General features: G+C 71.3%; 12 protein-coding genes. 3 read left to right on the top strand and 9 right to left on the bottom strand.

What is annotated here, in order from left to right; all coding sequences use genetic code 11:
• Window positions 1-21: 21 nt before the first annotated feature.
• The 8 genes from CCN56_RS10785 to pgsA form a co-directional block, all read right to left on the bottom strand.
• Window positions 22-774 (bottom strand): YebC/PmpR family DNA-binding transcriptional regulator, encoded by a 753-nt coding sequence (locus CCN56_RS10785; RefSeq protein WP_086825893.1) that lies wholly within the window; start codon window positions 772-774, stop codon window positions 22-24.
• 63 nt (window positions 775-837) lie between these two features.
• The gene (pdxT, locus tag CCN56_RS10780; protein WP_086825891.1) at window positions 838-1,425 is read right to left on the bottom strand and encodes a pyridoxal 5'-phosphate synthase glutaminase subunit PdxT; all 588 of its coding nucleotides are present in this window, start codon (window positions 1,423-1,425) and stop codon (window positions 838-840) included.
• A 6-nt stretch (window positions 1,426-1,431) separates the two neighbouring features.
• Window positions 1,432-2,346, bottom strand: coding sequence for a pyridoxal 5'-phosphate synthase lyase subunit PdxS (pdxS, locus tag CCN56_RS10775; RefSeq protein WP_041128271.1), 915 nt, complete (start codon window positions 2,344-2,346; stop codon window positions 1,432-1,434).
• A gap of 113 nt (window positions 2,347-2,459) precedes the next feature.
• Entirely contained in the window at window positions 2,460-3,002 is a 543-nt protein-coding gene (locus CCN56_RS10770) for a membrane protein (protein WP_041128272.1), read from the bottom strand.
• A gap of 11 nt (window positions 3,003-3,013) precedes the next feature.
• On the bottom strand, window positions 3,014-3,649 hold the full coding sequence (locus CCN56_RS10765) for an MBL fold metallo-hydrolase (protein WP_086825889.1): 636 nt from the start codon (window positions 3,647-3,649) through the stop codon (window positions 3,014-3,016).
• A 141-nt stretch (window positions 3,650-3,790) separates the two neighbouring features.
• Window positions 3,791-4,945 (bottom strand): glycosyltransferase family 4 protein, encoded by a 1,155-nt coding sequence (locus CCN56_RS10760; protein WP_086825887.1) that lies wholly within the window; start codon window positions 4,943-4,945, stop codon window positions 3,791-3,793.
• Entirely contained in the window at window positions 4,942-5,856 is a 915-nt protein-coding gene (locus CCN56_RS10755) for a phosphatidylinositol mannoside acyltransferase (RefSeq protein WP_086825885.1), read from the bottom strand. The genes CCN56_RS10760 and CCN56_RS10755 overlap by 4 nt, the downstream gene beginning before the upstream one ends.
• Window positions 5,853-6,515 carry a phosphatidylinositol phosphate synthase gene (gene pgsA / locus CCN56_RS10750; protein ID WP_086825883.1) on the bottom strand — a complete coding sequence of 221 codons (663 nt, stop codon included), beginning with the start codon at window positions 6,513-6,515 and terminating at the stop codon, window positions 5,853-5,855. The genes CCN56_RS10755 and pgsA overlap by 4 nt, the downstream gene beginning before the upstream one ends.
• Before the next feature lie 280 nt (window positions 6,516-6,795).
• Between pgsA and CCN56_RS10745 the strand changes: the two genes are divergently transcribed.
• A complete protein-coding gene (locus CCN56_RS10745) occupies window positions 6,796-9,012 on the top strand; it encodes an elongation factor G-like protein EF-G2 (RefSeq protein WP_086825881.1) in 2,217 nt (738 codons plus the stop codon).
• 176 nt (window positions 9,013-9,188) lie between these two features.
• Window positions 9,189-10,844, top strand: coding sequence for a hypothetical protein (locus CCN56_RS10740; protein ID WP_179199788.1), 1,656 nt, complete (start codon window positions 9,189-9,191; stop codon window positions 10,842-10,844).
• Between the two features lie 27 nt (window positions 10,845-10,871).
• On the opposite strand, the gene CCN56_RS10735 is transcribed toward CCN56_RS10740, so the two are convergent.
• Window positions 10,872-11,435, bottom strand: a complete 564-nt coding sequence (locus tag CCN56_RS10735; RefSeq protein ID WP_030692008.1) for an HIT domain-containing protein — start codon at window positions 11,433-11,435, stop codon at window positions 10,872-10,874.
• Window positions 11,436-11,500: 65 nt separating this feature from the next.
• On the opposite strand from CCN56_RS10735, the gene CCN56_RS10730 reads away from it, so the two are divergent.
• The coding region (locus tag CCN56_RS10730; RefSeq protein ID WP_107484128.1) for a potassium channel family protein at window positions 11,501-12,185 on the top strand (685 nt) is incomplete at its 3' end.

The raw sequence follows: 12,185 nt of genomic DNA, 5'->3' as shown, positions 1-12,185 counted from the left end.
CCGCTGCCGAGAAGCCCGCGATCAGGCGTCGACCTTCTCCATGACCTCGTCGCTGACGTCGAAGTTGGCGAAGACGTTCTGCACGTCGTCGCTGTCCTCCAGGGCGTCGATCAGCTTGAACATCTTGCGCGCGCCCTCCTCGTCCAGCTCGACCTGCATGGTCGGGACGAACTGGGACTCGGCCGAGTCGTAGTCGATGCCGGCCCCCTGGAGGGCGGTACGGACCGCGACCAGGTCGGTGGACTCGCTGATGACCTCGAAGTTCTCGCCGAGGTCGTTGACCTCCTCGGCGCCCGCGTCGAGGACGACCTCGAGGACGTCGTCCTCGGACAGCTCGCCCTTGGGGAGCACGACGACGCCCTTGCGGTTGAACAGGTACGAGACCGAGCCCGGGTCGGCCATGGAGCCGCCGTTGCGGGTCATGGCGACGCGCACGTCGGAGGCGGCGCGGTTGCGGTTGTCGGTGAGGCACTCGATGAGCACCGCGACACCGTTCGGGCCGTAGCCCTCGTACATGATCGTGTCGTAGTCGACGCCGCCGGCCTCGAGGCCGCCGCCGCGCTTGACCGCGGAGTCGATGTTCTTGTTCGGGACCGAGCTCTTCTTCGCCTTCTGGATGGCGTCGAAGAGCGTCGGGTTGCCCTCCGGGTCGGCACCGCCGGTGCGGGCCGCGACCTCGATGTTCTTGATCAGCTTCGCGAAGAGCTTGCCGCGCTTGGCGTCGATCACGGCCTTCTTGTGCTTCGTCGTAGCCCATTTAGAGTGGCCGGACATCTGCCTGTCTCCTTCGCGTAACCAACTTCTTGAACGAACCCCAGAGATCCTACCGGGATCGTGTCACCGTTCCGCGCGCACCATGTCCACGAACAGCTCGTGGATGCGGTGGTCGCCGGTGAGTTCGGGGTGGAAGGAGGTCGCGAGGGCCCGGCCCTGGCGGACGGCGACGATGTGGCCCTCGTGCTCGGCGAGCACCTCGACCTGGGCGCCGACGGACTCCACCCACGGGGCGCGGATGAAGACGCCCTCGACGGGAGAGTCGATCCCCGTCACGGTCACACCGGCCTCGAAGGACTCGTTCTGCCGCCCGAAGGCGTTGCGGCGGACGATCATGTCGATGCCGCCGAAGGTCTCCTGGCCCGAGCGCGGGTCGAGGATCTTGTCGGCGAGCATGATCAGGCCGGCGCAGGTGCCGTACACGGGCATGCCGGCGGCGATGCGCTCGCGCAGCGGCTCCATCAGGCCGAAGAGGACGGCCAGCTTGGAGATGGTGGTGGACTCTCCACCGGGGATGACCAGGCCGTCGACCTCGGCGAGCTCCTCGGGGCGCCGGACCGGCCTGGCCACGGCGTCAGCCGCGGCCAGGGCGATCAGGTGCTCCCGTACGTCGCCCTGGAGGGCCAGGACACCGATTACGGGCGTGCTCATGGGTGCTTACCAGCCCCGGTTCGCGTAGCGCTCGGACTCGGGGAGGGTGTCGCAGTTGATGCCGACCATGGCCTCGCCCAGGTTGCGGGAGGCGTCCGCGATGACCTTCGGGTCGTCGTAGAAGGTGGTGGCCTTCACGATGGCGGCGGCACGCTTGGCCGGGTCGCCCGACTTGAAGATGCCGGAGCCGACGAAGACGCCCTCGGCGCCGAGCTGGCGCATGAGCGCGGCGTCGGCGGGGGTGGCGACACCACCGGCGGAGAACAGCACGACCGGCAGCTTGCCGAGCTCGGCGACCTCCTTGACGAGCTCGTACGGGGCGCGCAGCTCCTTGGCGGCGGCGAACAGCTCGTTGTTGTCGAAGCCGCGCAGCTTGGCGATCTCGTTCTTGATCTGGCGCAGGTGACGGACGGCCTCGACGACGTTGCCGGTGCCGGCCTCGCCCTTGGAGCGGATCATGGCCGCGCCCTCGGCGATGCGGCGCAGGGCCTCGCCCAGGTTGGTGGCGCCACAGACGAAGGGGGTCGTGAAGGCCCACTTGTCGGAGTGGTTGATCTCGTCGGCCGGGGTCAGGACCTCGGACTCGTCGATGTAGTCGACGCCGAGGGACTGCAGGACCTGGGCCTCGACGAAGTGGCCGATGCGGGACTTGGCCATGACCGGGATGGAGACCGCGCCGATGATCTCCTCGATCATGTTCGGGTCGGACATGCGGGCGACGCCGCCGTCCTTGCGGATGTCCGCGGGGACCCGCTCCAGGGCCATGACGGCCACGGCGCCGGCGTCCTCGGCGATCTTCGCCTGCTCGGCGTTGACCACGTCCATGATCACGCCGCCCTTGAGCTGCTCGGCCATGCCGCGCTTCACGCGCGCGGTGCCGGTCTCGGGGGACTGGAAGCTGGTGGAAGGCGTGGTGGACACGGATACCTCACTCGTGACAACGGGGTTGACGACAAGATGAGGAAACAGGCCACCTGCGGTCCACATCAAGGGCCAATGTGGACCCGGTGGATCGTTTTCCCAGGCTACGAGGGTCAGGTCGGACGATCAGCAAGGGCGACGGGCGGCTCGTCGTCCATTTCGAAGGCGAGCGGGAAGGGCGCGTGGCCTGCGAGCCGGAACCAGCGGACCTTGCGGTGGCGGCGCAGGGCGCGGGCCGCCCGGACGGCGTCGTTGTGGAAGCGGCGGGCCATCGGGACGCGGCGGACGGCCTGCGCGAGCTCGCCCGCGGCCTCCTCGCCGCCGGGCGCCTGCCGTACGAGCTCCACCTGCTCGGGCTCGCCGAAGACGGCCCGCAGTGCCTGGCTCAGCTCGCTCTCGGCGACCTCCCGCTGGTCCTCCTCGGCCTGCCGGGCGGCGTGCGCGGCCTCGTAAAGGACGATCGAGGCGGCCGGGTCGAGGACGCCGGAGGTGGCGAGCTCCTGGGTGACCGAGGCCCGGCGCAGGAGCTGCGCGTCCAGGGCGGCGCGGGCGGCGTCGATGCGGGAGTGCAGCCGGTCGAGCCGCCCGGCGGTCCAGCTCAGATAGACGCCGATGAGGATCAGCGCGACGACGGTCCAGATCAGGGTTTCGGTCACGGGCGCACAGGCTACCGGGGCGGCGGCAGCACACCTTCCCAAAGGTCACGGTCATGGGCGAACAGGACACGTGCGGGGCGGCCGCCGGCGAGCTCGCCGAGCCGGTCGAGCCAGGGCAGGTACGGGGCCCCGAACTCGTGGGCGAAGTCGTACGCCTGACCCGCGAGGACCGTGATCCGGTCGCCGTGGTCGAGGACGAGCGACTGATGGCCGTCGGTGTGCCCGGGGGTCGGCACGATCCGGATGCCGGGCCCGATCTCGTGCTCGCCGTCGATCTCCTCGTACCGGACGCCGGGCAGGAGCGAGTCGATGGTGTACCCGCCGGCGCGGGCGACGGCGAGCTCCTTGCGCTGCACGAGGACGGGCGTCGTGGGAAAGAGCTGGTTGCCGCCGATGTGATCGAAGTGCAGGTGGCAGTTGACGACGAGGTCGACGTCGGCCGGGCCGACGGGCAGGGGGTGCCGGACGGGTCGGTAGTGCGCGTCGGTCTCCGGGGACCCGGTCCCCATGCCGGTGTCGAAGAGCAGCCGCACGCCCGCGTGACGCACGAGGTACCCGAGAACGGGCTCCACGCGGGCGTGGGGCCCTTCCCACTCGTGGGCGGGGCGGGTGAAGTGCCCGAGGTCGAGCCGGGTGATCGCATCCATACGGGCAACCCTGCCCGCCGCCTGCTGTGGCCACTCGTCTCCGCCGGGGCGACGCCTTGCCCCGTTGTGGGCCGGCGCCTTGCTGGGCGCGGGCTCGCGCGGGGGCGGGGCGCAGGGGCACCGCCCGGCCCGGCTCCGGGCCTACAGGCCCAGGCGGGCCCGTAGGCCGCCCGTTCGTTCGTCCGTGTCCACAGCCGCCGCCCCGTCCGTCACCGTCTCGTACACCGCGAGGACGTCCGCCCCGACCGTCGCCCAGTCGAAGCGCCGCACATGGGCCGAGCCCCGAGCGCTGAGCTCCTTGCGGCGCGGCCCGTCCCCGAGGAGCGCGATCGCCGCGTCCGCGAGCGCGTCGGCGTCCTCGTTGGCGAAGAGTTCGCCGGCCGCGCCCTGGTCGAGGACCTGCGCGAAGGCGTCCAGGTCGGAGGCGAGGACCGGCGCGCCGGCCGACATGGCCTCGACGAGGATGATGCCGAAGCTCTCGCCGCCGGTGTTGGGCGCCACGTACACGTCGACGCTGCGCAGCAGCCGCGCCTTGTCCTCGTCGCTGACCATGCCGAGGAATTCGACGCGCGAGCGCATCTCTGCCGGGAGCGGGGCGACCGCCTCCTCCTCGTCACCGCGTCCGGCCACGAGCAGCCGGGCGCCCGGCCGCTCGGTGAGGATCTTCGGGAGGGCCCGCATGAGGACGGGCAGGCCCTTGCGGGGCTCGTCGATGCGGCCGATGAAGCCGAGGGTCTCGCCCTGCCACTCCTTCTTCGGTTCGGCGCGGGCGAAGAAGTCGACGTCGACGCCGTTCGGGATGACGACCGCGTCGCCGCCGAGGTGCTCGACGAGCGTGCGGCGCGCGTACTCGCTCACCGCGATGCGGGCGCTGATCTTCTCCAGGGCGGGCTGGAGGATCGGATACGCGGCGATCATGGCCCGTGAGCGCGGGTTCGAGGTGTGGAAGGTGGCCACGATCGGCCCCTGCGCCGCCCAGCAGGTGAGCAGTCCGAGCGACGGCGAGGTCGGCTCGTGGATGTGGACGACGTCGAAGGTGCCGTCGTGCAGCCAGCGGCGGACCCGCGCGGCGGAGAGGAAGCCGAAGCTGAGCCGGGCCACCGAGCCGTTGTACGAGACCGGAACGGCCCGCCCGGCCGAGACGACGTACGGCGGCAGCGGCGTGTCGTCGTCGGCGGGGGCGAGGACGGAGACCTCGTGGCCGAGCCGGATGAGGTGCTCGGCGAGATCACGGATGTGGAACTGGACGCCGCCCGGCACGTCCCAGGAGTACGGGCAGACGATCCCGATCTTCACGCGCCCGGTCCCCCCCGCTCGTCCAGGTCCGAGAGCCACAGTCGTTGCAGCATGTGCCAGTCCTCCGGGTGGTCCGCGATGCCTCCGGCGAACGCGTCGGCGAGCGCCTGTGTCATCACGGACGTCTTCTCGGCCCGCGTACCTGACTCGGGTACGTCGATCGGCGCGTGGATCTGCCCCTTCATGACCGACGTGTCGTCGTACCAGAGCGTCACGGGCAGCAGCAGCGCGCCCGTCTGCTGGGCGAGGATCGCCGGGCCCGCCGGCATCCGTGCCGTGTCCCCGAAGAACGTGACCTCGGTGCCGGAGGCGGACAGGTCGCGGTCGGCGACGAGGCAGACCAGGCCGCCGGCCCGCAGCCGCCGTGCGAGGGTGCCGAAGGCGGAGCCGCCGGTGTGCGGCAGGACCTCCATGCCGAGGGACTCGCGGTAGGCGACGAACCGGTCGTACAGCGACTCCGGCTTGAGCCGCTCCGCGACCGTGGTGAACGGCACGCCGACCGAGCGGGTCACCCACACGCCCGCGAGGTCCCAGTTGGCGAGGTGCGGCAGGGCGAGGATGACCCCGCGCCCGGAGGCGAGGCCCTCCTCCAGGTAGTGGCGGTCCTTGATGTCGATGGACCGCTCGACCCGCTCCTTGCTCCAGGTCGGCAGCCGGAAGGACTCCATCCAGTACCGCATGTACGAGCGCATGCCGGCCTGCGACAGCTCGGCGAGCCGCTCGGGCGTGGCGTCCGGCACCACGCGCGCGAGGTTGGACTCCAGCCGCAGGACGCTCTTGCCCCGCCGCTTCCACGCGAGGTCGGCGATCCGTCGGCCGAGGCCCGTCGCCACCGGCTCCGGCAGCTTCTTCACGGTCGCCCAGCCGGCGCCGTACAGTCCGTCGCTCAGGCGTTCCTTCAGGGTGCTCACGAGGCCGCCCCGCCGCCCCCGGCCGTGGCGGCGTCCGCCTCGGCCGATTCCCGGCGCACGGTCACGACCCGCTGCCCCAGGGTCACGGCGCTGCCGACGGCCACGATCCACAGGGCGATCGGGAGCAGGACCTCGACCCCGGGGACGCCGAACTTGTGGAGTCCGGCGAGGCCGGCGGCGACCAGCGAGATCACCAGGCGCTCGGCGCGCTCGACCAGGCCGTTCACGGCGACGGGCAGGCCGATCGATTCGCCGCGGGCCTTGGTGTACGAGACGACCTGGCCGCTCGCCAGGCAGAAGATCGCCACGGCGCACAGGATGTTGTCGTCGCCCTTGCCGGCGTACCAGAGCGCGAAGCCGCCGAAGATCGCGCCGTCGGCGACCCGGTCGAGCGTCGAGTCGAGGAAGGCTCCCCACCGGCTGGAGATCCCCGCCTGCCGGGCCATGTTGCCGTCGACGAGGTCGGAGAAGACGAACAGGGTGATGACGATCGTTCCCCAGAAGAACTCTCCGCGGGGGAAGAAGACCAGCGCACCGGCCATCACCCCCGCCGTGCCGATGAGCGTGACCGCGTCGGGGCTGACGCCCCGGCGGAGCAGAAACGCGGCGAACGGTGTGAGGACACGCGTGAAAAAGGCACGCGCGTACTTGTTCAGCATGGCCTTCCCGAGGTTCGGTGGGCCGCGCGGCCCCTATGACCACCGGCTCACCCATCGTAGCCACGCGCGTCCCGGCACACCGGAGGGCACCCGCCCCGCCGCGTCGGGCGTCCCTCCCGGGGCCTCCGGGGTGTACGACGTATGGACGCTTCCTGGCGTCGGTGCAAAGCTCGAAGGACCACCGCGGGCACCGCTGGAGCCGTACCGCGACACACCACTCCCCCGCGCCCGCGTCCCGCCGCACCGTGCGAGCACTGTGAGCAGTCGGGAGGAACACATCATGGGTGACAAGGCGAAGACGCCCGCCGGGGCCGCCGGCAGGGCTCCTACGGCCGACCGGCCCTCGGCCGTGCGGAACGTGGTGCTGGTCGGCCACAGCGGATCGGGCAAGACGACCCTCGTCGAGGCCCTCGCGCAGACCGCGGGGGCGGTCAACCGGGCCGGTCGGGTCGAGGACGGCGCGACCGTCTCCGACTACGACGAGATCGAACACCGCCAGCAGCGGTCCGTACAGCTCTCCCTCGTCCCGGTCGGCTGGGACGGATACAAGATCAATCTCCTCGACACCCCCGGGTACGCCGACTTCGTCGGGGAGCTGCGGGCCGGTCTGCGCGCGGCGGACGCGGCCCTCTTCGTCGTCTCGGCCGCCCAGGAGGCCGACGCCGTCGCCGCGTCCACGCGGATGATCTGGGAGGAGTGCGCCGCCGTCGGCATGCCCCGCGCCATCGTCGTCACCCACCTCGACACCGCCCGTACCGACTTCACCGAGCTCACCGCCGTCTGCGCCGGGCTCTTCGGGCGGGACGACCCCGACGCCGTCCTCCCCCTCTATCTGCCGGTGCGCGGCACCGAGGGCGCCGACGGGCACGCGCCCGCGACCGGCCTGGTCGGCCTGCTCTCGGAGCGGATCTTCGACTACTCCTCCGGGGTGCGCCGGGAGAGCCCGCCCGACGAGGCGCAGCGGGAGCTCATCGCGGAGGCCCGTGCCCGGCTCATCGAGGGGATCATCGCCGAGAGCGAGGACGAGACCCTCATGGACCGCTACCTCGGCGGCGAGGAGATCGACGTGAAGACCCTCGTCGACGACCTGGAGAAGGCCGTCGCCCGGGGCGCCTTCCATCCGGTGCTCGCGGCCGCCCCCGCCGCCGACGGGGGGACGCAGGGGCTCGGCACCCTCGAACTCCTGGAGCTGATCACCGGCGGCTTCCCCTCGCCCCTGGAGCACGAGGCGCCCGCCGTCACCACCCCCGACGGCCGCTCCCGGCCCCCGCTCACCTGCGACCCCGAGGGGCCGCTGGTCGCCGAGGTCGTCAAGACGGCCGCCGACCCCTATGTGGGCCGGATCTCCCTGGTCCGGGTGTTCTCCGGGACGCTGCGCCCCGACGAGACCGTGCACGTCTCCGGTCACGGCCTCGCAGACCCGTCCCACAACGGCCATGAGCTGCACGAGGCGGAGGAGCGGGTCGGCGGGCTCACCTCGCCCTTCGGCCGGCAGCAGCGCCCGCTGGCGGAGTGCATCGCCGGGGATCTCGCCTGTGTCGCCCGGCTCGGGCACGCGGAGACCGGTGACACCGTCTCCGCGAAGGACGATCCGCTCCTGATGGAGCCGTGGACCATGCCGGAGCCGCTGCTGCCGCTGGCCGTCCAGGCCCACGGCAAGGCCGACGAGGACCGGCTCTCGCAGGGCCTCGCCCGGCTGGTCGCCGAGGACCCGACCCTGCGGCTCGAACAGAACCCGGACACCCGGCAGGTGGTGCTGTGGTGCCTGGGCGAGGCCCACCAGGACGTCGCCCTGGAGCGCCTGCGCGGCCGGTACGGGGTGCAGGTCGACGCCGTGCCGTACAAGGTGGCGCTGCGCGAGACCTTCGGCGGCGCCTCCTCGGGCCGGGGGCGGCACGTCAAGCAGTCCGGCGGCCACGGCCAGTACGCCATCTGCGAGATCGACGTGGAGCCGCTGCCGCCGGGCAGCGGCATCGAGTTCGTCGACAAGGTGGTCGGCGGGGCCGTCCCGCGCCAGTTCGTCCCCTCCGTCGAGAAGGGAGTGCGGGCGCAGGCCGCGCGCGGGGTGGCCACCGGTCATCCGCTCGTCGACATCCGGGTCACCCTGCGGGACGGCAAGTCCCACTCGGTGGACTCCTCCGACGCCGCCTTCCAGACGGCCGGGGCGCTCGCGCTGCGCGAGGCGGCCGCCGACGTTCCCGTCCACCTCCTGGAGCCGGTCGCCCAGGTCGAGGTCCTCGTCCCCGACGAGTACGTCGGTCCGGTCATGAGCGACCTGTCGGGGCGGCGCGGCCGCGTCGTCGGCACCGATCAGGCCGGTCCGGGACGGACCGTGGTCAGGGCCGAGGTGCCGGAGATCGAGATCGGACGGTACGCGATCGACCTGCGCTCGATCTCGCACGGCACCGGACGGTTCGACCGCACGTACGCCCGGCACGAGCCGATGCCGCCGCACCTGGCGGAGAAGATCCGCGAACAGGCCGAAAAAGGATCCTAGTTGACGGAGCGACAGGGATGAACGTCCGCCCGGCGCCTGCCGGGCGGACGTCATTCGGCCGACGACATCCACAGGCCGTGACGCATCGTGCCGTACCCGGTTACGCTGTGGTGCCCAGCTCAGAAGGTGTGCGGGGCGCGGCAGTTGGGAACAGCCCGCACAGGTACTCGCGCGCGATGGGGGCGGCAGTGGCGATCGACGGTTTCGGACCCGGGGCTCAGATCCCCCTCCAGAACACGGGAGGCGGCACGGGCGCGACGAACGCGCTCGCCTCCGCCGCGTACCGGGACAGCCCTCTGAAGACGATCCAGGAAGCCGACAACGAGCTCTACAAGACCGCGGTCAAGGAGGGGAAGTGGGGGCTCTTCAGCCCCGACCTCGGCGAGGCCTTCTCCCGCGCGGTCCAGGTCCGCATGCTCGGCGGCGCCCGCAAGGCCCTGATCCAGTCCTTCGGGGCCGAGCCGCAGCCGGTCGTCGAGCACTGCCTGGCCGCCACCCATCTGCGCAGGCAGCGCGACGTCAAGCTGACCCTGGTCACCTTCTTCTGCGGCATCCTCTTCCTGCCCGGCCTGCTGCTCTGGCTCGGCGTCATCCAGCTGCGCCGCCTCGTCTCCGGATCCGAGAACAAGCGCCACAGCGCCGTCGGCACGGCCCTCCTCTGGGCCGCCGGGATCTTCGCGGTGCTCGTCCTGCTCAAGCTGCCCTTCGACGGGATCCTGCCGAACTACCTGCGCGCGATGGTCGTCGCCCCGGTCGTCGGCTGGTACCTCGCGAGCCGGATCTGCCTGAACGCCGCCGTCGACCTGCGCGAGCGCTGGGCCGGCCTGCTCGGCGGCGGCGGGGTCGGCCCCCACGTCCCCAAGTCCGTCCCCCAGGACCCGGGCGAGAAGTCGGCCGAGGCGCTCCGACTCAACCTGGAGAAGCTCTCCGCCGAGCAGCAGTCCAACATCGTCTTCTACGCCGGAGGCAAGGGCATCCTCGGTCTGGGCCCCCGCTGGGGCAGCTGGTCGCTCGCCGAGAACCTCGTCCCCCAGCCCGGCCGGGAGATGCACGCGTTCCGCGCCTGGGACGTCGTCCGCAAGATCCACGACGAGCTGGCGCTGCTCGATCGCGGCGCGCTCAAGACCGGCTTCCCCAAGCCGACCGTCAAGCACTGGATCGTCTCCTCGGTCGGCGAGGGCGCGGACGAGGTCACCCGTCCCGAGAGCGACAACATCGTCCACTACCAGGTCAAGCCGCACGAGATACAGCGCATCTGCAACGAGCAGCAGTTCGACTCGGGCAACCGCTACTACCTCGGCGTCCAGTTCACCCTCTACGACGGCAACCTGGTCCTCACGATGATGGTCACCGTCACCTCGCTCCACGACACCCTGCGGATCGAGGTCACCGGTCACGCGCTCGGTCCCGTCCACAGCCTGTTCACCACGAAGCCGAAGGCGAAGACGAAGGAGGTCGCCAAGACCGTCCGCTTCTGGGAGACGAAGGAGATCCAGCAGCCGCTCCTCACGACCAACGACATCGTGCGGCTCGCGGTGCGCGCCCCGCTCACCTGGTACCCGCCGGTCCTGGACTTCCTCGGCGGCAAGATGACCCTGCCCGAGCCCTTCGGCCTGCGGCACGTCTGGGCCGGGCCGCCCTGGAAGAACCGCTTCATGGCCGACGACGCCATCCGCATGGCCACGCCCGTGCTCCGCGCCGTCCACGCCGCGACGATCAAGCTGCTCGACGAGCACAACGTGGACACGGAGCGCTTCACCAACCGCTCTCTGGTCCTCAGCGGCGGCATCCAGGACCCGGGCCCGAAGAAGGCCGACGTCTACGACGCCTGACCCGGGTCCCGCACGGCGCCCGGAGGGTCAGAGGGTGGCCGGCCAGGCGTCGGCCAGCATCTTCCGGGTGTCGGCGAGCAGCTGGGGCAGCACCTTGGTGTGGCCCACGACCGGCATGAAGTTGGTGTCCCCGCCCCAGCGCGGCACCACGTGCTGGTGCAGGTGCGCGGCGATGCCGGCGCCCGCGACGGCGCCCTGGTTCATGCCGATGTTGAAGCCGTGCGCGCCGGAGGCCGCGCGCAGCGCGACCATCGCGCGCTTGGTGAAGGCGGCGAGCTCGACGGTCTCCGCCTCGTCGAGGTCGGTGTAGTCGGCGACGTGCCGGTACGGGACCACCATCAGGTGGCCGCCGTTGTACGGGTAGAGGTTGAGCACCGCGTACACGCCCTGGCCGCGCGCGATCACCAGACCGTCCTCGTCGGACTTCGACGGAATCACGCAGAACGGACAGCCGTCCTCGGACCCCGGCCCGGTCGGCTTGTTCTCGCCCTGGATGTACGCCATCCGGTGAGGCGTCCACAGGCGCTGGAACGCGTCCTGCGTCCCCACTCCGATCTGCTGTTCCGGCTCAGTCGTCATGCTGAGCAGCATATTGCGTCGTCCGTTCGGAACGTGTCGCCGGGGCGGAAGATCCATGCAGCGGCCATGCTGATCCGATGAGAGAGAGGCCGCTGATCCCGCCCGCGCAGGAGCACTGGGACGACCGGATGGAGATTCCGCTGACGGTGATGGCCCTGGTCTATCTCGCCGCCTACGCGGTGCGGATCCTCGCCCATGATCTGGCGGGCCCCCTGCGCGACCTGTGCCTCGCGCTCACGTACACGGCGTGGGCGGTCTTCATCGTCGACTATGTCGTACGGGTCAGGCTGAGCGGTCTCGGCCTGCTCCGCTTCATGCGCCACCACTTCCTCGACACGGTGGTCGTGGTGCTGCCGCTGCTGCGCCCGCTCCGGGTGGTGAGCGTGTACGACCGGGTACAGCGCCGCCAGGACAAACCCCGGCTCACGCTCTACGCCCGGGTCATGGCGTACGCGGGAATGACGTCCGGCCTGCTGGGCTTCGCGGGGGCGCTGACCGTCTACCACTACGAGTACGGCGCCCCGGGCGCGACGATCCGCACCTTCGGGGACGCGGTGTGGTGGGCGTGCGCGACGCTGGCGACGGTGGGGTACGGGGACGTGACCCCGGTGACGCCGATGGGCCGCCTGACGGCGGTGGGCATGATGGGCGTGGGGCTTGCCCTGCTCGGCGCGGTGACGGGTTCGTTCTCGTCCTGGCTGATCCAGGCGTTCACCCGGGAGGACGAGCGGGACGACGGGAAGAGGCCCCCGGGGGATTCCC

The organism is Streptomyces sp. NRRL B-24572 (assembly GCF_002156145.1).
Classification (GTDB): Bacteria; Actinomycetota; Actinomycetes; order Streptomycetales; family Streptomycetaceae; genus Streptomyces; species Streptomyces vietnamensis.
This window is presented reverse-complemented; position numbering and strand designations above follow the sequence as displayed.